The 21,273-nt window shown below is 61.4% G+C and carries 15 protein-coding genes and 1 pseudogene; 6 read left to right on the forward strand and 10 right to left on the reverse strand.

The window, feature by feature from the left end; all coding sequences use genetic code 11:
• Nucleotides 1-3: 3 nt before the first annotated feature.
• The 4 genes from OSJ75_RS08065 to sppA form a co-directional block, all read right to left on the reverse strand.
• Nucleotides 4-978, reverse strand: coding sequence for an ornithine cyclodeaminase family protein (locus OSJ75_RS08065; RefSeq protein ID WP_267227475.1), 975 nt, complete (start codon nucleotides 976-978; stop codon nucleotides 4-6).
• Between the two features lie 72 nt (nucleotides 979-1,050).
• Entirely contained in the window at nucleotides 1,051-1,383 is a 333-nt protein-coding gene (locus OSJ75_RS08070; protein ID WP_250019390.1) for a LapA family protein, read from the reverse strand.
• A 34-nt stretch (nucleotides 1,384-1,417) separates the two neighbouring features.
• Entirely contained in the window at nucleotides 1,418-1,705 is a 288-nt protein-coding gene (locus tag OSJ75_RS08075) for an integration host factor subunit beta (RefSeq protein ID WP_250019389.1), read from the reverse strand.
• An 81-nt stretch (nucleotides 1,706-1,786) separates the two neighbouring features.
• Nucleotides 1,787-2,773, reverse strand: a complete 987-nt coding sequence (gene sppA / locus OSJ75_RS08080; RefSeq protein ID WP_250019388.1) for a signal peptide peptidase SppA — start codon at nucleotides 2,771-2,773, stop codon at nucleotides 1,787-1,789.
• Between the two features lie 235 nt (nucleotides 2,774-3,008).
• On the opposite strand from sppA, the gene lptC reads away from it, so the two are divergent.
• From lptC to ptsN, 6 genes and pseudogenes are all read left to right on the forward strand, one after another.
• Nucleotides 3,009-3,746, forward strand: coding sequence for an LPS export ABC transporter periplasmic protein LptC (gene lptC / locus OSJ75_RS08085; protein WP_267227476.1), 738 nt, complete (start codon nucleotides 3,009-3,011; stop codon nucleotides 3,744-3,746).
• Between the two features lie 49 nt (nucleotides 3,747-3,795).
• Entirely contained in the window at nucleotides 3,796-4,401 is a 606-nt protein-coding gene (locus OSJ75_RS08090) for an LptA/OstA family protein (protein ID WP_250019386.1), read from the forward strand.
• Nucleotides 4,402-4,509: 108 nt separating this feature from the next.
• Nucleotides 4,510-5,244, forward strand: a pseudogene (gene lptB, locus OSJ75_RS08095) (LPS export ABC transporter ATP-binding protein); the annotation flags it as partial.
• Nucleotides 5,245-5,405: 161 nt separating this feature from the next.
• On the forward strand, nucleotides 5,406-7,001 hold the full coding sequence (gene rpoN, locus OSJ75_RS08100; RefSeq protein WP_267227477.1) for an RNA polymerase factor sigma-54: 1,596 nt from the start codon (nucleotides 5,406-5,408) through the stop codon (nucleotides 6,999-7,001).
• Nucleotides 7,002-7,201: 200 nt separating this feature from the next.
• Nucleotides 7,202-7,792: a ribosome hibernation-promoting factor, HPF/YfiA family gene (gene hpf, locus OSJ75_RS08105; protein ID WP_250019384.1), complete on the forward strand. Its 591-nt coding sequence runs from the start codon at nucleotides 7,202-7,204 to the stop codon at nucleotides 7,790-7,792.
• A 70-nt stretch (nucleotides 7,793-7,862) separates the two neighbouring features.
• Complete coding sequence (ptsN, locus tag OSJ75_RS08110; protein WP_250019383.1) at nucleotides 7,863-8,327, forward strand: PTS IIA-like nitrogen regulatory protein PtsN; 465 nt, start codon at nucleotides 7,863-7,865, stop codon at nucleotides 8,325-8,327.
• Between the two features lie 42 nt (nucleotides 8,328-8,369).
• Here the strand turns inward: ptsN and OSJ75_RS08115 are convergent, their stop codons facing one another.
• The 6 genes from OSJ75_RS08115 to cysT all read right to left on the reverse strand — a co-directional run bounded on the left by OSJ75_RS08115 (nucleotide 8,370) and on the right by cysT (nucleotide 21,271).
• Nucleotides 8,370-8,807: a Fur family transcriptional regulator gene (locus OSJ75_RS08115; protein ID WP_267227478.1), complete on the reverse strand. Its 438-nt coding sequence runs from the start codon at nucleotides 8,805-8,807 to the stop codon at nucleotides 8,370-8,372.
• A gap of 123 nt (nucleotides 8,808-8,930) precedes the next feature.
• Nucleotides 8,931-9,599, reverse strand: coding sequence for a class I SAM-dependent methyltransferase (locus OSJ75_RS08120; RefSeq protein WP_267227479.1), 669 nt, complete (start codon nucleotides 9,597-9,599; stop codon nucleotides 8,931-8,933).
• A gap of 87 nt (nucleotides 9,600-9,686) precedes the next feature.
• The gene (locus tag OSJ75_RS08125) at nucleotides 9,687-18,266 is read right to left on the reverse strand and encodes a GH36-type glycosyl hydrolase domain-containing protein (RefSeq protein WP_267227481.1); all 8,580 of its coding nucleotides are present in this window, start codon (nucleotides 18,264-18,266) and stop codon (nucleotides 9,687-9,689) included.
• 233 nt (nucleotides 18,267-18,499) lie between these two features.
• The gene (locus OSJ75_RS08130; protein ID WP_250019379.1) at nucleotides 18,500-19,537 is read right to left on the reverse strand and encodes a sulfate/molybdate ABC transporter ATP-binding protein; all 1,038 of its coding nucleotides are present in this window, start codon (nucleotides 19,535-19,537) and stop codon (nucleotides 18,500-18,502) included.
• Nucleotides 19,538-19,548: 11 nt separating this feature from the next.
• Complete coding sequence (gene cysW, locus OSJ75_RS08135) at nucleotides 19,549-20,421, reverse strand: sulfate ABC transporter permease subunit CysW (protein WP_250019378.1); 873 nt, start codon at nucleotides 20,419-20,421, stop codon at nucleotides 19,549-19,551.
• Complete coding sequence (cysT, locus tag OSJ75_RS08140) at nucleotides 20,411-21,271, reverse strand: sulfate ABC transporter permease subunit CysT (RefSeq protein WP_250019377.1); 861 nt, start codon at nucleotides 21,269-21,271, stop codon at nucleotides 20,411-20,413. The genes cysW and cysT overlap by 11 nt, the downstream gene beginning before the upstream one ends.
• Between the last annotated feature and the right edge of the window lie 2 nt (nucleotides 21,272-21,273).

Here is a 21,273-nt window from a genome sequence, read left to right on the forward strand (position 1 = left end):
TGTTCAGGAGCCGGCGGAGTTGGACTTTTCATAGACGAGAATGCCCGCGGCCAGATCCTCCAGCGCTGCGCCGACCGATTTGAACAGCGTGATCTCATCGGATGAGCCGCGTCCGTCGATCGTGCCCCGGGTGAGGTCGTAGAGGTCGCCGACGACATGGTTCTCGTCGATGATCCCCGCCTTGATCGGCTGCACGATGTCACCGCCCTCCTTGAGCGCACCTTCCCTCGTGTCGACGAAAACCCGCGCACGCTTGACGCATTCGTCATCGCTTTCGCGCATATGGGGCGTGAACGCGCCGATCAGGTCGATATGTGTGCCGGGCCGGACATGCCTGCCGAGGATCAGCGGTTCGGTGGACAGCGTGCCGGCCGAAATTATATCGGCCTCCGCCACGGCCTGTTCCTTGTCCTCGACGGCGCTGGCATCGAAGCCCTCGGCAGCGAGCGTCGAAGCGATCTTCTCCGCGCCGGCCAGGTTCCTGTTCCAGATCGATATGCGCTTGATCGGTCGCACCGCGCTGTGCGCCCGCGCGAGGAACGCCGACAGCGCCCCGGCGCCCAGAACCAGGAGATGCTCCGCATCCTCCCTCGCGAGATAGCGCGCAGCAAGGGCGGAAGCGCCCGCCGTGCGCCAGAGCGTCAGCCTTTGCCCGTCGACGATCGCCTTCGGCTCGCCGGTCTTGCCGTCGAGGAGCAGGTAGACGCCCATGACCGCAGGCTTGGCAACGAGGCCGTTATCGGGGGAGACTGTGACGATCTTCACGCCCATATAGCCCTTGGCGGAATCCCCGAGGGCATCGAAATCGGACCATGCGGGCATGAGCAGCAGCGTCGAGGCGGCGCCGTCGGGTCGATCGACCGTATGGTGATGGCGCACCGGCTGGATCATGCCCTGGCGGAAGGCGTCGCCGATCGCATCGACCATGTCAGGCCAGGTCAAAAGCTGGTCGACCTCGGCGGGGGAGATGATTTTCATGATTGATTCCCGAATGAAGGCTACGGATTGCCGGGCGCCGACGATGCCCGGAATATCCTGAGGCAGGGCGTTCTAGTGAAGAGACGGAAGGTTCGGCGTCGATCCGGTTTCGGCGGAGGCCCGCCGGGCTTCCTTGCGCAGCATCTCCGCTTCGAGCCTGCGCTGGCGCGCCGCCTTGCGGTACCTGCCCTGATTGTACCAGGTCGCGAGGCTGCCGATGACAAGGCCGAGCATGAGCGCGGCGAACAGCCAGACGAAGAGCGGCGCGTTATAGGAAAGCGCCGGATTGCCCGGATTGAACGGATCGATCGTAAAGGAAACCGTGCTCCTGTTCGCGACCGACAGGGCGATCAGGATGATCGCCAGGGGTATCAGGATCACGACGACGACAATTCGATTGATCATGGACAATTCCCGGATCCGTTCCGTTCAAGCCATTTCAGCTATTGTTGGCGTTCAGCCGGTCACGCAGTTCCTTGCCCGTCTTGAAGAATGGAACCCATTTCTCCTCGACCTCGACGCTTTCGCCGGTGCGCGGGTTGCGTCCGCTGCGTGCAGGGCGGTTCTTGACCGAAAACGCTCCGAAGCCACGCAGTTCGACCCGGTTGCCCTCCGCCAGCGCGTCGGTGATCTCATCGAAGATGGCGCCGACTATATTTTCAACGTCGCGCTGAAACAAATGCGGATTGCGGTTGGCGATAATCTGCACAAGCTCGGATTTGATCACGGTGAGGTCCCTTCCGGTTCTGTGATCAGCAACATTCCATTATTATGAAATGCCGATATGTCACTGATCTTATGTATTATCTTATTGCCCCCCAACAGGCTTTCCGTCAACGTGCCAAACCGAAACAAGTCCGTCAAGAAAGATGCGCTTGCCCGTCACTTCTTCGAGTACGCCGGCGCTCTCCTGCGGAATGCCGAGATATTGCGCGATCATTTTCAGTGCCGATCGGGAAAAGAACATGCCCAGCGACGATTTCTCCGCCGGCTTCCATTCCAGCACCTTCAGATTGTCGGCGACGCCCTTCGTTTTCAGCCACGCCACGGCGGTGTCCTCGCCGCCGAGTTCATCGACGAGCTTGTTGGCCACGGCCTGACGGCCAGTGAACACCGAGCCATCGGCGAGCGCCAGCGTCTGCTCCCGGTTGAAATTCCGCCGTTCCTGGACGAGGCCGACGAACCAGTCGTAGGAATCGATGATCATCCGGTGGATCATCGCCTTGGCTTCGTCGCTGGCGGGATTGAAGAAATTCGGCTCTGCCTTGAGCGGGCTGGATTTGATCGTCTCGACCTTGACGCCGATCTTGGTCAGCAATTGCGAAACGTCCGGATACTGGAACAGCACGCCGATGGAGCCGATGATCGAGGACTGGCGCGCCACCACATGGTCCGAGGCGATCGCAATCATATATCCGGCCGAGGCCGCCAGCGTGCCTACCTGCGATACGACGGGCTTCTTGGCGGCGACCCGGCGCACCGCCTCATAGATCGCCTCGCCGCCGGCCGTGGTGCCGCCCGGTGAATCGATCGTCAGGATGACGCCCTTGACCGCATCCGATTCTTCGACCTCACGCAGACGCTTCAGCAATTCCTCGTCTTCGAGGATCGTTCCTTCGATGCGTACCTTGGCGATGTGCGGTGTCGAGCGGCCGGAATAGCCATCCGGGCCGCCGCTCATCACCGACAGCACGACGAGGCCGAGCGCTACCAGGCAAAGCGTCAAGACGCGCCAGAAAGTGAGTTTCCGACGCATTTTCCGCCTGTCGATTATCGCCTCTGCTGTATCTGCCATGCTCGTTCATCCATCTTGCCGAATAGCCGTCATCTGTTCTGCGACATGCTGGAGCGGAAGTCCATACTGCGCGGATGCAGGAAGAGCCTCGTCGATTTGGTCTTGTAACGCACCCGTGGAAAGCATAGGTAAGGCCATTATTGGAGTTCGCAACGTTAAGCGCGGGTTCATCGAAAAATAACCATAATAGCGGCAGTATAGCTAGTTTACTCTATTCGGTAAAAGCAACCAGACCATGTCCACTCAGAGAATGCCCATCGATGCGGCGCCCAAAGAGGTTGCCAGTGCCGACCACCATGCCGAGGTGGCGCGGCAATTTGCGGGCTCGGACAAGGATTCCGCCATATTCAAGGCCGCCGAGCGCCATTCCCGCCGTGTCCGCCTGCTGAAAATCGCATTGCCGGTCGTCGCCATCATCAGCGCGGTGGTGTTCTCCTGGTTCACCTTCTTCTCGGCAACGGGCCTTCCCAGCAATATCTCGCTCGACAAGGCGGACATCGAAGACGGCAAGCTCGTGATGACGAATCCAAAGCTCGATGGCTTCACGAAAGACAAATTGCCATATAAAATGAGCGCCTTGCGTGCCCTGCAGCAGGTTGGAAACAGTTCGGTCGTCTCGCTCGAAGGCATAGATGCCGAAATTCCGCTTGGAGACGAGCTGCGGGCACAGGTGAAGGCGCGGACGGGCGTGTTCGACAATGCCAATCGGCAGTTGACGCTCGACAGCGACATACGGCTGGTAACGTCGGACGGTATGACGGCTGAGCTCAAATCGGCCAATATCGATATTGCCGGCAATACGATGTCCACCAACGATCCGGTGAGCATCACGAGCAAGGACGGCAGCATAGTCGCGGGCAGCATGCAGGTGGGCGAGGGCGGCAAGGTAGTGACCTTTGAGAAGCGCGTAAGGCTTGTCATTCAGCCCACAAAGCTGCAAGAAGGTGAAAAACCAGCCGCTTCGCCCGGATAGTATCGGGCGGACGCGGTTTCAACTTATTTCTCGGGTTAGGAGAGAGACGATGTCGTCTGGGGTTAGACTGTTCAGCATTTCGTCGCTTGCATTGGGCTTGGCCTTCGCCCTGGCGATGCCGGCGACCGCACAGCAGAATACGACCACGGCGCCCGGCGGCATCAAGCTTTCCGGCGACCAGCCGATCCAGATCGATTCAGACAAGGTCGTCCTCAACAATGACGCAGCCACCGCGACATTCACCGGCAATGTGACCGTGACGCAGGGCCCGACCCTGCTCAAGGCCGGCACGATGGTCGTCTACTACATCAAGAAGAAGGAAGGCGAGCCCAAGCAGGCTTCCGGAGAGCAGGCATCATCGGGTGTGGGCGCCGCCGGCTCGCAGGACATCGACCATCTCGAGGTCAGCGACAAGGTCTATGTGAAATCCGAGGATCAGGTTGCCACGGGCGACAAGGGCACGTTCGACATGAAGACCGAAGTGCTGGTGCTGACCGGCAGCAAGGTCGTCCTGTCGCAGGGCGACAATGTCGCCGTCGGCTGCAAGTTGACCGCCCAGTTGAAGACCGGGCAGGCCCAGCTTGAAAGCTGCAAGAGCGGCCAGACCGGACGAGTCTCGATCGTCGTGGCGCCGAATAATGACCAGAAAAACTGAGCCGCTGGAAATCCTTTAGTGTCCTTGTTCTCACGCTCACCCAACAAGGTTCAGGCGCGCACTGAATCGACTGTGACCCAGGAAATGCGGCCCGCCAGCAGCACGGCGGCGGATCGCATGAAGGGCACGCTGGTCGCCCGCGGCATCACCAAGAGCTATAATGGCCGCCAGGTGGTCAACGGCGTTTCGTTCGGCGTGCGCGCCGGCGAGGCCGTCGGCATTCTTGGCCCCAACGGCGCCGGCAAGACCACCTGCTTCTACATGGTGACCGGACTGGTGCCGGTGGACAGCGGCACCATCGAGATCGACGGTTTCGACGTCACCACCATGCCGATGTATCGCCGCTCGCGCCTCGGCATCGGCTATCTTCCCCAGGAAGCCTCCATTTTCCGTGGCCTTTCGGTGGAAAACAACATCAAGGCAGTGCTTGAGGTTGTCGAAAAGGACCGGCATGCGCGCGCGCAGGAGCTCGATTCCCTGCTTGAGGAGTTCCACATAGCCCATCTGCGCAAGGCGCCCGCAATTTCGCTGTCGGGCGGTGAGCGCCGGCGGCTCGAGATTGCCCGCGCCCTGGCGTCGCGCCCGAATTTCATGCTGCTCGACGAGCCCTTCGCCGGCGTGGATCCGATCGCCGTTGCCGATATCCAGCAATTGGTCCGGCACCTGACCGGACGCGGCATCGGCGTCCTGATCACCGATCACAATGTTCGCGAGACGTTGAAGCTGATCGACCGCGCCTATATCATCCATGCCGGCCAGGTGCTGACGCATGGGCGACCGGACGAAATCATCGCCAATCCCGATGTCCGCCGGCTCTATCTCGGCGACGAATTCCGACTCTGACCGCAATATTGGCGCGAAGCAGCGGTTATTCTGCAATCTTAGGTCGAAAAGCTGCTGATTTGATCGGAAACTGCCGCTCGATGGCAGTTTTTGTTTGACAAGCAAGGTTTGGGCCAGTTCTGTTTCCGGAGTAAATTTTCTTCGGAGTTTCTTCGGCCGCCATGGCTCTTTCGCCAAAACTCGACCTCAGGCAGACCCAAAGTCTGGTGATGACGCCGCAATTGATGCAGTCGATCCGGCTGCTTCAATTGACGCATGTCGAGCTTGAAAGCTTCATCGACCAGGAGATCGAGAAAAATCCGCTGCTGGAGCGCGCGCAGGCTGACGAGCCCTTTGGCGGCGAAGTCGAGCCGGATGGCCGCGATGCGATGGACCTTGCCGAGCCGCAGGACGGCAGTGAGGAATGGCTGCCGGAATCGCCGGATCTTTCGGCCATGGCGGATACGTTCGACAGTTCGCTTGAGAACGTCTTCCCCGACGAGCCCGGCACGCGGGATTTTATCGGCGACAGTCTCGCCTCGCAGTGGAAATCGTCGGCCGGCGACGGTTATGTCTCGACAGGGGATGAGAACTTCAATCTGGAACTGGTCACGCCGGCGGCTATCACGCTGCGCGATCATGTGACGGAACAGGTCGCCTTCGCCTTCCGCGATACGTCCGAGCGTCTCCTCGCCCATGAACTTGCCGAACATCTCGATGAATCGGGCTATTTCCGCGGCGATCTTGCCGAAATCGGTGAAAGATTGGGTGCCGGCCGCGCGGATATCGAGCGCGTTCTTTCAACCCTGCAGGGTTTCGATCCCGCCGGCCTGTTCGCGCGCGATCTTGCCGAATGCCTCGTCCTGCAGATGCGGGCGCGGGGCAGGTCGACGCCGGCGATGGAAATCCTGCTGGCGAATCTGGAATTGCTGGCAAAACGGGATTTTCACAGCCTGAAACGGTTGTGCCGTGTCAGCGAAGCGGAAATCCTCGCCATGCTGCGCGAGGTGCAGGGCCTTGATCCGAAGCCCGGCGCCGCCTTTGCATCCGATGTCGCCGACAGCATCGTTCCCGACATCCATGTCCGCCGCGATTCTGCCGGAGCCTGGCAGATCGAGCTCAATCCCGAGGCGCTGCCGCGCGTGCTGGTCAACAACAGCTATTATGCGCAGGTGATGCAGGGAAAAGTGTCTCCCGGCGACAAATCCTTCCTCGGAGAGTGCCTGCAGAATGCCAATTGGCTGACGCGAAGCCTCGACCAGCGGGCGCAGACCATCCTCAAGGTGGCAGGCGAGATCGTCCGGCGCCAGGAACAGTTCCTGCTGCATGGCGTAACGCAGCTCAAGCCGCTCAATCTGCGCGCCGTCGCCGATGCGATCGGCATGCATGAATCGACCGTCAGCCGGGTCACCGCCAACAAATACATGCTGACCGAGCGCGGCGTCTTCGAACTGCGCTATTTCTTCACCGCTGCCATCGCCGCCAATGACGGCCAAGACAATCATTCATCGCAATCCGTTCGCCACCAGATCAAGCAGCTCATCGACGCCGAAACGGCCGATGCGGTGCTTTCTGACGATACGATTGTGGATATCTTGAAAGCCCAGAATATCGACATCGCGCGCCGAACCGTGGCCAAATATCGGGAATCGATGAACATTGCCTCCTCGGTGCAGCGGCGGCGCGAGAAAAAAGCCCAGGCGGGAACGCGCGGTGCCAATCTCGGCTCTGGATTCATCACCCGGTCGAGTGTAGGATTGGAGCCAGTGGGCAAATAGACCGGGCCAAAAGAAGTCCGGCAGGGGAGAAAGCGCTGGTACCTGCGGCAATGAGCGAGAGCGCGCCTTTAAATGGAAACTCAGAGAACAGGATAATGTGATGGCCGTCTCTTCTGGAGACTGCGGGACGTCTTTGCTCGACCCTCAACACAGTGTAGATTGAATCGGGCAATGAAAAATCACAATGAAGGTGAGGTATCATGAGTCTGCGTGTATCTGGAAAACATATGGACATCGGCGATGCCTTTCGGGTCCGCATCGAAGAGCGCATATCCGAAACGGTTTCGAAATATTTCGACGGCGGCTTTTCCGGCCACGTGACGGTGGAAAAGCAGGGTTCACGCTTCATATCCGACTGCCTCATCCGGCTTGATACCGGTACGGTGCTTCAGGCTGCCGGCGAGGCCCAGGATCCGCAACTCGCCTTCGATGCCGCCTCCGAACGTATCGACAAGCGGCTGCGCCGCTACAAGCGCCGCCTGAAGTCGCACCAGGCGCCGGGCTCGAACGGCGTGTTCGACGATGTTTCCTATCGCGTCATGGCGCCCGTGCCGGACGATGACGAGGACATTCCGGAGGATTATGCGCCGACCATCGTCGCCGAAACCTCCGTGGCGCTCAGGAGCATGAGCGTCGCTTCGGCTGTCGTTGAGCTCGACCTGAAAGATAGTCCTGTGGTTGTGTTCCGCAACGCTGGCAGTACGCAGGTTAATATCGTATACCGCCGCCCTGATGGAAACATCGGCTGGATCGATCCCTCGGCGGTTCCCGGTCAGAATGCCTCCCGCTGAGATTGGGTAAGGCAAATTGAAATACCGTTCGCGCACGGCGCGCGGGCGGTAACTGGAAGGAATAGAAATAATGGATCTGGGTGATCTCATTCAGCCCGACGCTGTCCTGCCTGCAGTGAAAGTGAACTCCAAGAAGCAACTTTTGCAGATCATGTCCGAAAAAGCGGCCGCTTTGACTGGATTGAGCGAGCGTGAGATTTTCGACACGGTCCTGCAGCGGGAGCGGCTTGGCTCGACGGGCGTCGGAAACGGCATTGCTATTCCGCACGGCAAGCTGAACAGCGTCAAGCGGATCGCCGGCGTTTTCGCGCAGCTGGAGACACCTGTCGATTTCGAGGCGCTCGACGATCAGCCCGTCGATATCGTGTTCCTGCTTCTCGCACCCGAAAATGCAGGCGCGGATCATCTGAAGGCGCTTTCGCGCATCGCGCGCATGTTGCGCGACCCGGAGCGCATCGCGAAGTTGCGCACGGCCCATGATGCGACGCTGCTTTATGATCTGCTGACGTCCCAGCCGACGTCCAACGCTGCGTGAGTGCCACTCCGCAGCCGCAGCGATAAGGCCTGATCATACCAATCAGGCTTTGGCTTTCTTGATCTTTCTTCCATACAATTCGAGACGATGATGGACGATGTCATACCCGAGAGATCGGGCGATTTCGTCCTGGAGACGTTCGATCTTGTCGGACTGAAACTCGATGACCGCACCGCTGTCGATATCGATCAGGTGATCATGGTGCTCGCCATGGGCCTGTTCGAAGCGTGACGGCCCGCCATTGAAGGCATGGCGGTGGATGGCGCCCATCTCTTCAAGCAGGTTCATCGTCCGGTAGACGGTGGAAAGCGAGATGCTGTCGTCGATATCGATGGCGCGATGGAATATCTTCATCGCATCGGGATGGTCTTCCGTCGATGTCAGGATATCGAGGATGACCCGCCGCTGCCGGGTGATCCGCACGCCGGCCCGGCGCAGCTCTTTCTCGTAATCCGGTTTGTTGCCACTCGCATTTGCCATGGTGCAACTATGCTCCAGATTGGCGCCAGTTGCAAAGATTCTCAACTGAGCATGGAGAAGAACGGCCTTCTATGAACAGAAATGGCGCCCATGCCCCCTGAATACGGGATGCGCTGCCGGACGTCAGGCATAGCCGACCCAGCCCTTGAAGCTGAGGCCGGCATAGAACAGGCTGACGCCGGTAAAGCCGGCTTCGCATAATAGCTTTTCGTCCTCCTCGGGCGACAGAATGGTCAGCCGGCTCGCAATGATGCGCTCCGCCTCCCTGGCGTTTGCAGTGCCGGCGAATGCGACGTGCCGCTTGATCCACATGGAACGTTCGGACGGGCTTTGCGGCAAGCTGACATGGGCAACGATGAACGGCGCGCCGGGCTTGAGGCGGCGGTGGATCTGGCTGAGTGTCTCCAGTCGCTCGGCGCGGGGGACGAAATGAAGCGTCAGCAGGCAGGTGCCGCCGTCAAAAGGCCCAGGCGGCGCAGCATCGACGTAGCCTTGATGCAGGCGTATCCGTTCCGAATGTGCGCTGGTCAAAGTCGCGGCTGCCTGCAGCATGTCCGCCGATGGATCGATGCCGTCGAGGGTCCAGGCCGGATGATCGTCTGCCAGTGCCTTCAGTTCCAGGCCACCGCCAGCGCCAACCACCAATATGCGCCCATGCGGTGGGACGCGCTCGGCCAGCAGCATCGAAGTCATGCGGTGGAGATCGGCAAAGCCCGGTACCTGCCGGCGCGGCCCTTGCGCGTAATTCTGCGCATGGGCTGCGCCGAAGGCGTTCGCCTTGCTATCGGTCATGCCGGTTGATCGCGGAAATCTATCATGTAACTATTATTGTTACATGCGTCTGTCCTGTCAACCGGCCACGACCGCAGCCATCATTTCTCAGCCGGAGGCTGCTTCCCCGACCGCGACAGCGCCGGCCGCTCTCTCGTCGAGCAGGATGCCGTCTTCCGGCTTGGCCAGCTTCTTGCCGTTGACCGTGATCGTCACCCCGCCCTTGGCAGTTGCCTTGACCACGATGGCATAGCTCGCGCCGCCATGGCGCAGCGTGAAGCTGAAACCCTCCCAGGCCGAGGGCAGCGCCGGCTTGATGAAGAGACGGTCGCCGCTGCGGCTGATGCCGAGAATGCCTTCCGTCGCCACGCGGTAGAGCCAGCCGGCCGAGCCGGTATACCAGGTCCAGCCGCCGCGGCCGCGCATGGGATCGACCGAATAGACGTCGGCAGCCACGACATAGGGTTCGACGCGGTAGGATTCGGCCTGTTCGGCATCCAGCGAGTGGTTGACGGGATTGAGCATGCTGAACCAGCGATATGCTTCATCGGCATTGCCGAGCTTTGCCATCGCCAGAACCGCCCAGGTCGCCGCATGGGTGTATTGGCCGCCATTCTCGCGCACGCCGACCGGATAACCCTTGATATAGCCCGGATCGTGATGCGTCTTGTTGAAGGGCGGCGTGAACAGCCTGATCAACTTCGCCTCGTCATCGACCAGATGCGTCGAAACCGACTGCATGGCCTGCCTCGAACGTTCCGGATCGCCAAAGCCCGAGATGACGCTCCAGGACTGGGCAATCGAGTCGATCTTGCATTCGTCGCTCTGCTTCGAGCCGAGCGGAGCGCCATCGTCGAAATAGCCGCGGCGATACCATTCGCCGTCCCAGCCGTTCTTCTCCAGCGCCTCTTTCAGGCTTTCGATATGGGCGCTCCAGCGCTTGGCGCGCTCGCTATCGTTGCGCCGCTCCGCAATCGGAACGACATCGCGCAGGGTGCTGATCAGGAACCAGCCGAGCCAGATGCTTTCGCCTTTCCCTTCTTCGCCGACGCGGTTCATGCCGTCGTTCCAGTCGCCCGTCAGCATCAGCGGCAAGCCGTGCTGGCCCGTCCGTTCGACCGCAAGATCGAGCGCGCGGGCCGCATGTTCATAGACGCTGACCACTTCCTCGGAGATGGTCGGCTGGTAGAAGGCATCGTGCTCGCCTTCCTCCAAGGCACGTCCCTCGATGAAGGGAACGGTTTCGTCGAGGATGGTAAAATCGCCGGTCACATCGGTGTAATGGGCTATGGCATAGCCCAGCCACACCACGTCGTCGGAGATGCGGGTCCGCACGCCGGCGCCCGTCGTCGGCAGCCACCAATGCTGAAGGTCGCCCTCGGTGAACTGCCGCGCCGAGACATTGAGGATCTGCTTGCGCGCCAGCGTCGGATCGAGGATCAGCATCGACAGCGAATCCTGCAACTGGTCGCGGCAGCCGAAGGCACCGCTGGCCTGGTAGAAGGCCGAGCGCGCCCAGATCCGGCAGGCAAGGCTCTGGTAGGGCAGCCAACGATTGACCAGCACGTTGAATGCCTCGTCCGGCGTTTCCACCTGAAGGCCGCCGAGGAAATCGCTCCAGACATGCTTCGACGCCGCGAGCGTCTCCTCGAAGGGCTTCGCGGCATGGTCGGTGACGATCTGCACCGCCTCTTCCATGCTCGTTGCATCGCCGGTGTAGAACACGACTTCCTTCGTTTCGCCGGCGGCAAGCGTGAGGTCGACCGCCAGCGCGGAGCAGGGGTCGCCCCCGGCCTCGACGCTGTTGGAAAGCGCCTTCGCTTCGAGGACCGCTGCCGGACGTTCGACCGTACCGAGGTTTCCGAAGAACTCGGCACGGTCGGCGGTGACACTGGCAGGCTTGTCGCTGCAGGCGAAGAAGGCGATCTGGTCACGGCGCTCGATGCCATAGGGGTTGCGCGCGAAGAGCACGCCCTTGCCGGCATCGTAGGACGGCACGATGAAGGGTGCCGTCTTCGACCTGGCGCTGCCGAGCATCCATTCGATGAAGCCATAGGCGCGCAGCTTCCTGCCGGCATTGCCGTGATTGGTAATCTTCAGGCGCGATAGCCGGACCGGCTGCTCCGGATCCACCGTATGGATCAGTTCGAGCCCGATGCTCCCGTGTCGCGACGAGAAGATCGAATAACCCTGCCCGTGCCGCGCTTCATAGACCACGGAGGGGTCGCGCAGGACGGAGGCAGTCGGGGCGAACGCCGTTCCATTGTCGAGGTCGGCGACATAGATCGCCTCGCCGGAGCGATTGACGACCGGATCGTTCGACCATTGCGTCAGCTGATAATCGCGGCTGTTGCCCGACCAGGTGAAGCCGGCGCCTTCGGCCGAAACATGGAAGCCGAAACCGGGATTGGAGATGACGTTGATCCAAGGCTGCGGTGTCGCGGCCGTACCGGCGAGGCGCACCACATATTCGCCGCTGGCGAGATCGAAGCCGCCAAAGCCGTTCCAGAACTCCAGGCCTTCGCCCGACGGCGAGGCAGCGGACTTCGAAATCAGTTGCAAGGGCGCGGGCTGGGCCACGCGCAGCTCCTCCGTTTCCGTCTCCGCCGATTGTCTGGCGATCACGGGCGTGCTTTCCGCGGTGAGTTCCTCGTTGCGGTTCAGCTGTTCGGAGAGCGAGCCGTTCTGGGCGTGCAGCACGATGCGGGCCGAGGCCAGCAGCGTATTGTAGCTCGCATCGCTCATCTGGTCGCGGCGCACGGTGAAGATATGCACGCGCGGACCCATCTGCGCACCGCGGGCGCGGCTGTTTTCGCAGATCGCCTCCAGGCCACGCTGGAAATCCTGGGCGTAGGAGAACGAGCGCTCATTGATGACCACGACATCGACCACGAGGCCCTTGGCCCGCCAATATTCATGGGCTTTCAATATGTTCTTCAGCGTCTCCATATCCGCCTCGTCGTCGATGCGAAGGGCAAGGATCGGGAAATCGCCAGAGATCGACATGGGCCAGAGTTCCGACTGGCTGCCGAGCCCGCTGGCAATGCTTTCCGGCGGCAGGCGCAATGTCTTGTCCGGATAGATGAGGTTGGTGGCGACACGCTGGAACACCGCGGCTTCGTCCGGATTGATGCCGATATGGTGCAGCCGCACCTGCGAACTCGTCCAGGACAGCGAGAATTCCCGCGCGAAGCAATCCGGATGCCGGAACCGCGCAACGATGTCCTTGAGTTCCTTGCGGTCCTGGTGCACCAGCGTCCAGAACACAAGCGTGACCTTCTTGTGGGCAGGAACGCGGACGCGGCAGCGCAGCGAAGCGATGGGATCGAGCACGAAGCCATGGCTGCCGCTCAGCTTGGCATTCTCGTCGAAGGCGGCAGGATTGCGCAGCGAGCGGCCACGGCCGATGAAGCTGCGCCGGTCGGTTTCCGTCTCCACTTCGCGCATGGCGCCCGAGCCGTCGCTCACCAGATGGGCGACGTGGATGTCGGGATCGTCCGAGCCGCGTTTGCGGCGGGTCGCGTAGATCGTATCGCCGCGCTCGTCCGTTTCGGTCTCGACGAACATCTTTGCGAATGCCGGATGGGCCATGTCCGTCTGCTCGCTCGTCAGGACGAGCTCCGCATAGGACGTAACCTCCAGGACCCGGTCCTTGGAGCCCGTATTGGTGATGACGATACGCCGTCCCTCGCCATCGGAATCCGACGCGACGATGGTCTCGACCGTGCTGTGGATGGTGCCGACTTCCTTGATGAACTCCGCCTTGTAGTCGGTGAAGATCGTGGTGCTCTTCTCGCCGGCGATGCGCAATGGATCGCCGGTGGCCGACCACCAGTCGCCATTGTCGAGATCGCGCAGGAACAGGAAGGTGCCATAGCCGCTTTCGAGCGGGTCCGGCTGGAACCGCGTGATGGCGAGGCCGTTCCAGCGGCTGTAGCCGCCGCCATTGGCGGTGACCATGACCGAATAGCGCCCGTTCGACATGACTTGCGTGGCGCGCGGCGCCGACAGCGGATTGGGCACGTAGCGGATCGAGGCTGGCTCCTCGGAGCTCTCGACCGCCTTGCGCATCGGATTGTCGGCCTTGGCCTGCAATACGGGGATTTCGCGCGGCGCCTTTTCCTGCAGCAGCAGTTCGGCTGCCTCGATCACCGGATCGGCATGGAAGCGCTCGCGCATCCGCCCCTCGAACACGACATTGTTCACCGCCACGATCGACATGCCGTGATGGTGCGCCATGTAATTGCGCACGACCGCATATTGCTGGTCTTCCGGCACGCGCGACTTGGTGAAGTCCACGGCGTCGTAGAAGCCGTATTTGCCGAGCGCACCCATGGCGCGCAGCCGTTGCAGGTTCTGCACGGCTGCAGCCGGCTGATACTGGCTGGCCATGATGCTGGCATAGGGCGCGACGACGTAATTCTTCGACAGGCCGCGCTTCAGGCCGAGCGTCGGCACGCCGAAATTGGTGTACTGATAGTTCATCTCGGGGTCGCGGGCATTGTAGGCCGCTTCCGAAATGCCCCATGGCAGGCCCTTCGACTCGCCATATTCGATCTGGCGCTGGACGATGAGCTTGTTCGTCTGATCCAGCATGCTGCCGAGCGGCTCTATCATGACGAGCGGCGGCATGAGATATTCGAACATCGATCCCGACCAGGAGATCAGCGCTCCGCGCCAGCCCACCGGCACCAGCAGCCGCCCGAGCTTGAACCAGTGATCGACGGGAATGTCGCCCTTGGCGATGGCGAAGAGGCTGGCAAGACGCGCCTCGGAGGCCAGCAGATCGTAGCAGCTGGCATCGAGCTCATTGGTTTCGACGCGGAAGCCGATCGAGAGCAGCCGGCGTTCCTTGCGCTCGAGGAAGGTGAAGTCCATGTCGAAGGCAAGCTGCCGCGCCCGCGTGGCAAGCGTCACCAGCCGGTCGCGCAGCACGTCCGTGGCTTCGTGGGTGCCGATCGCGTCGTCGGTATGGCCCTGGCAGGTCTTGACCAGCAGCAGCGCCCATTCATTGGCGGCCTCGCTGACGCCAAGCGCAAGTTCGGCGTTCAGCTCCTCGGTAAGGCGCTGGATGTCGCTGGCAAAGAGCGAGAGATTGATCGTGCGCAGGGAAGCGGTTTCCGGTTCTTCCTTGATCGTCTTGATCGCGCGGCGGAAATTGGCCACCCGCTCCTCGAGCCGGCGCCGGAGCGGGCGCAGGACACGGCGATCGTCCGGAATCTCGGCGATCGCCTCTTCGAGGATGTCGCTGACGTCGAGAATGCCGTCGAGCTCGCTCTGCAGATAGACCGAAGGCGCCTCGGCCCATTTTTCCAGCGCCGAAGACAGCGCCACGAGATGGCCGGCGAGATTGCCGCTGTCCACCGCCGAAACATAGAGCGGCAGCAGGGGGCGAAGCGTGGTCGTCTCGTACCAATTGTAGAGATGGCCGCGATATTTCTCCATCTTTTCCAGCGTTTCGAGCGTATCGTCGATGCGGGTCAGCGTTTCGTTGAAGCTGATCCAGCCGAAATCGCGCGCGGCGACCGTCGACAGCAGGTACATGCCGATATTGGTCGGCGAGGTGCGCGTGGCGATGACCGGATGCGGGTCCTCCTGGAAGTTGTCCGGAGGAATGAAGTTCTGCTCCTTGGTGACGAAAGTGTCGTAATAGTGCCAGGTGCGCCGGGCGAAACGGCGCAGCTCGCCCATGTCCGACGAGCGCACGATGAGATCGTCCAGCGGCTTGGCCGAGCGGCTGACGAGCCAGGCAATGACCGGCGAGAAGAACCAGATCAGCGCGAACGGAACCGCCAGCATCCAGGCGCGGCTTTCATTGACGAGCGGCAGCGCAATGGCGACCAGCGCGACGATGACGGCCGGCCACATCAGCCGGACGTAATAGTTGAGCGTGTCCGGCGCGCTGGCCTTCGCCTGGGCCGCCGCACGCCATTCGAGCAGGTGGCGGCGCGAGACGAAGAGCCTGTAGAGCGTGCGCGCGATGGCATCCGCCATCAGGCAGGCCATGTTGGCAAGGAAGGTGATGCGCAGCGCTATATCGGCCGCGCCGGCGAATATATCCGTCAGGATCGTCTGGAAATGCCCCTTCAGGGACAGGTTCATGTCCGTCGGCACCAGATTGGTGAACAGGATCATCGTCGGGACGATGAACATGCTGAAGATCATGAAGAACTGCCACAGCGCCGCTATGCCTGGCGGGAGCAGGGTCCATGCGGCGATCGAGGCGACGATCCAGAAGATCGGCGTCAGCGAGCGGCGCAGATTGTCCACCATCTTCCAGCGCGTGACTGCGGTTACGCCGGGCTTGTTGCTGAAAAGGTAGGGCAGAAGCTGCCAGTCGCCGCGCGTCCAGCGATGGTGACGTGAAATATCGACATTGTATCCGGTCGGATAATCTTCCACGACCTCCACATCGCTGACGAGCGCGCTGCGCGCATAACCGCCTTCGAGAAGGTCATGGCTGAGAATGGAGTTTTCGCCGATCTTGCCTTCAAGCGCATGTTCGAAGAAATCGACGTCGTAAAGCCCCTTGCCGGTGAAGGTGCCTTCGCCGACGAGGTCCTGATAAACGTCCGAGACCGCAAAGACATAAGGGTCGATGCCGCGGTTGACCGAGAACACCCGTTGCAGGAACGAGGCATCGTCGCCGGTGGTGAGCGAAGGCGTCACGCGCGGCTGCAGGATCGCATAGCCGCTGACGACGCGGCCGGATTTCGGATTGTAGATCGGGCGGTTCAACGGATGGCTGAGCTTGCCGGCCAGCCTGTTGACGGAATCCGGCGTCAGGCGCGTATCGGAGTCGAGCGTCATGACGAATTTGATGTCGCCGGGAAGCTCCTCGTTCGAAGGGAAATAGGTTGTATCCTTGTCGCCGCGCAACAGCAGGTTGAGCTCATGCAGCTTGCCGCGCTTGCGCTCCCAGCCCATCCAGCAATTTTCCTGGGCATTGAACAGCCGCTTGCGATGCAGAAGGAAGAAGCGCGGATTGCTCTGGGTGTAATGCTCGTTCAGCGCGGTGATCTTTTCGCGCGCATAGTCCAGGATGTCGAGGTCGTCGTCGGTCTGCTCGACCTTGCTGTCCGCCCAGTCCGTCAGAAGCGCGAAATAGACTTCGCCGCGCGGATTGGTCAGGTAATGCACTTCGAGATTGCGGATATGCTCATCCACGGAATCGCGCGACGTGATCAGCGTCGGCACGGCGACCAGCGTCTTCGCTTCCAGCGGCAGGCCGTTCTTGTATTCGAAGCCGATCAGCCGCGTCGGCGGCATGAACATCGGAATGATCCAGTTCACGAGGCCATTGGCCGTCTCCATGGCCGGGAAGACAGCGAGAAGGGTCAGGAGCAGCACCAGGCCATCGGAAAGGCCGGCGCGCGAAAGCCAGTAATGAACGAGGAACAGGATCGCGATCGAGAAGATCGAGGCCGGCACCCAGAGGCCGGCAAGGCCGAGGCTTCGGTAGAAACGCACCCAGCGCAATCCCGGCGGCGGCGTATATCCGCATTTCTCCTCGAGTTCCGGCCTTCCATCGCCGGCGAGATAGTAACCGACATCGCGCTTGCGCTGCTCGGTCACGCCGCCTTCCGTCCCGGTTTCCTCGGCGCTCTTGCGGGCGAGCTCGAGCGCGACCTGGGTAACGTCGTTTTCGTTCTTGCCGGCGCGGCGGGCGATTTTCTCGATCGCGACGCGGTAGGCGTTGCGCGAATGGAAATCCAGCGCGTCGAAATTCGAATTCTCGCGCAGCACCGCATCGACGCCGCTGACGGTCTCGAACCAGGTGATCCAGTCGACGTCGTCAATGGCCTTGAGGCTGCGGATGAGATTGCCCATGGTGACGCCGCCGGTGGATTGGCGCGTATGTTCCTGGATGATGGCGCTCTCGGCGTCGCTGCCGTTCTTCTCGAGTTCCTCTTCCAGCCAGGCAACCGCGGCGCCCGAATGCATGGCGCCGCCGCGCAGCCGGTAGAGAAGGTGGGTCGCGAAAGTGCTGTCCTTCGCCGCCGTCGCATATTGCGCCAGCAATTGCGGCAGCGCGTCCTTCTCGGCGTTCAGGGTGATCTCGTCGGCGACGCTGTTGGCATAGGCGCGCATGCCGCGCGCACGCTCGACGCGCAGCGACAGGCGCCGCGCATTTTCGATCAGGATGAAGCGCACCGCCGAAGGCAGCGCCCACAATTCGCCGATGTGGAGCGGCTCGATCGCCTGGAAGCCCTCGACGATGGCGCTGAGGCTGTTGAGCGAGAACTGGCTGTCCGTATGGGCGACATAAAGCCAGGCGAGGGCCATGACGCGCGGGATTTCCGGGCGGCCGTGCAGGGTGGGCAATTGGCGGATGAATTTCTTCGGCAGATCGCGCTCGACCTGCTGGATGTTCTGGTCGACGAGATAGTAATTGTCGAGAAGCCATTGCGCCGCCGGGGTGATGGTCTCGCCCTTGCGGGCCGCCGCATCCGACGAGCGGTAGACGTGAAGTATCAGCTTCGCATTCTCGACCGTGCGCTGCTCGAAGGTCAGCGGTTCGTAGTCGGGAAGATGGACATTCTCCCCCTTGGCAACCATTCCGCCGAGAACCCGGAGATCGTCGATCGACTTGTAGTGCGCCCGGATAGGATTGGGCTGCACGGCGAAAATCTGACTGACCGTTTTCTTCTGAGATGCGAAGGCTGGAAGAAAGCTTAACAACGCCATTTGCTTCTTTTCGGTTGGAAGAAGGACATTCTTCGGATTGCAGTATTGCTGAGGTTTGGCCTCAGTTTGATGATCTAATCGGTTAACAGCAATGAAGCTATCACCACTTTTGCTGATAGCGATCAGTTTTGATGAAAATGAGTCAGATTGCCATGGAAGATTTGCATTGCAAATGCCGCGGCCGCCATTTGGCGGCCGCGTGATGGAGGGATGCAAATGTCAGAATCGGGCCACTAGGCCTTCGGAAAGGCCCGCCAGTGCTTTGGCCGGAAAGCTATGTGGTCGCCGACATTGGCGGGATGTTCCGCATCGATGCCGATCTCGACAAGGGTGTCGCTGCCGTCGATCGCGAGTTCCGCCCTGCGGCTTGCGCCGACACGCCGGCTGGCCACCACCGTGCCGGCCAGCGCGGCGCTGCCGTCGGTGACGATCTCGACGTCATGCGGCCGGAAATAGAGCACGGTCGCGCCATCCGCCTCGCCGCCGGCAAGCCCGATGGGTTTCCCTGCCAGGCGCAATTCGCCTTTCGCCGCCTCCAGTTCAAGCGAGCTGGACTCGCCGATGAAACTATAGACGAAGGGAGAATTCGGCCGATCATAGACCTCGTCGGGCGTGCCGATCTGTTCGATGCGGCCCTGGCTCATGACGACGACCCGGTCCGCGAGCTCGAGCGCTTCGTCCTGGTCATGCGTCACGAAGACGGTCGTATGCTTGGTCTTGTCGTGCAGCTCGCGCAGCCAGCGCCGCAATTCCTTGCGCACCTTGGCATCGAGCGCGCCGAACGGTTCGTCGAGCAGCAGGACGCGCGGCTCGATGGCCATGGCGCGGGCGAGGGCCACGCGCTGGCGCTGGCCGCCGGAAAGCTGGGCCGGATAGCGTTTTTCCAGGCCGGAAAGCTGAACGAAATCCAGAAGCTCGGCCGAGCGCCGGCGGATTTCCTCCTTGCTTGGCCGCGTCGCACCCGGCCGCACCTTGAGACCGAAACCGACATTGTCGAGCACGGTCATATGCCGGAACAGGGCGTAATGCTGGAAGACGAAGCCGACATTGCGCTCCTGCACCGATTTCAGCGATGCGTCTTCGTCGCCGAAGAAGACCTTGCCTTCCGTCGGCACTTCGAGGCCGGCGATCAGGCGCAGCAAGGTCGTCTTGCCGGAACCGGACGGGCCGAGCAATGCGATCAACTCGCCCGAATCTATATCCAGAGATACATCATGCAAGGCCGGAAACCGGTCGAACTCCTTACGCACCCCACTTACGCGAACTTCCATATTCAGTCCCTTCAATGCCCGCCGGCGGCCCGCAATTCCGACCCATACCGCAACTCGAGCAGAGTCTTGAGTATGAGCGTCACCAGCGCCAGAAGCGCCAGAAGCGATGCCACGGCAAAGGCAGCAACAAAATTATATTCATTATAGAGAATTTCGACGTGCAGCGGCATCGTGTTCGTCAGCCCGCGAATATGACCGGACACCACCGAAACAGCGCCGAATTCTCCCATTGCCCGGGCGTTGCACAAAAGCACGCCATAGAGCAAGCCCCATTTCATGTTCGGCAGCGTCACATAGCGGAATGTCTGCCAGCCATTGGCGCCGAGCGAAAGCGCCGCTTCCTCGTCGGCCGTGCCCTGGTCCTGCATCAGCGGAATGAGCTCGCGGGCCACGAAGGGAAAGGTGACGAATACTGTCGCAAGAACAATGCCCGGCACGGCGAAGAGCACCTCGACCCCATGCGATTTCAGCCAGGGGCCGAGCACGCTGTTCGCGCCGAAAAGCAGGACGTAGACGAGGCCCGATATGACCGGCGAGACGGAGAAGGGCAGGTCGATCAGCGTGGTGAGAAACGCCTTGCCCTTGAACTCGAACTTGGCGATGGCCCAGGCGGCGGCAACGCCGAACAGCACGTTCAGCGGCACCGCGATGGCCGCGACCAGCAGCGTCAGCCGGATGGCGGCCAGCGCATCGGGTTCGGCAAAGGCCGCGAGATATTCCGCCGGGCCCTTGCGCAGCGCCTCGACGAAGACGGAGATCAGCGGCAGCACCAGGAACAGGCCGAGAAAGGCCAGGGTGACGCCGATCAGTATATAGCGGGCGGTGCGGCTTTCCGTGGTCGCGGGGTGCCAGTTGCCGGCTGCGGCGTGCGGTTCATGTGCCATAGCCATACCTCCTGCGGCTCCATGCCTGGATCAGGTTGATCACCAGCAGCATGAGGAACGAGATGCCGAGCATGATGGTGGCGATGGCCGTCGCTCCCTTGTAGTCGAATTCCTCGAGCCGGATCACGATCAGCAGCGGGGCGATTTCGGAGACGTAGGGCAGGTTCCCCGCAATGAAGATCACCGAGCCATATTCGCCGACCGCCCGCGCAAAGGCCAGGGCGAAACCGGTCAGGATCGCCGGCTGGAGCCCCGGCAGCAACACCCGCGTGATCGTCTGGAAGCGCGATGCGCCGAGCGTCGCCGCTGCCTCTTCCACTTCCTTGCGGATCTCCTCCATCACCGGTTGCACGGTGCGCACGACGAAGGGAAGGCCGATGAAGATGAGGGCGATGATGATGCCGACGGGCGTGAAAGCGACCTTCACCCCAAGCGGTTCCAGCCATTGGCCGAGCCAGCCATTGCGGGCATAGAGCGCGGTGAGGGCGATGCCCGCCACCGCGGTCGGCAGCGCGAAGGGCAGGTCGACGATGGCGTCGATGATCCGCCTGCCGGGGAAGCGATAGCGCACCAGGACCCAGGCGACGATGACGCCGAAGACCACGTTGACGAGAGCGGCTATGAACGAGGCGCCGAAGCTGATCTTCAGCGCATTGACGGTTCGCGGGTCGAGCGCGACAGCCGAAAAGCCGGACCATCCGAGGCCGGCCGAACGCCAGACGAGCCCGGCCAATGGAATGAGGACGATAAGGACCAGGTAGGCAAGTGTGAAGCCGAGTGTCAGTCCAAATCCTGGAATGACGCTCGGCCTCTTGAACCGCCAACCTGCATTCGCGCGGTTGGAAATCATGT

The organism is Phyllobacterium sp. 0TCS1.6A, from assembly GCF_026420825.1.
Lineage (GTDB): Bacteria > Pseudomonadota > Alphaproteobacteria > Rhizobiales > Rhizobiaceae > Phyllobacterium.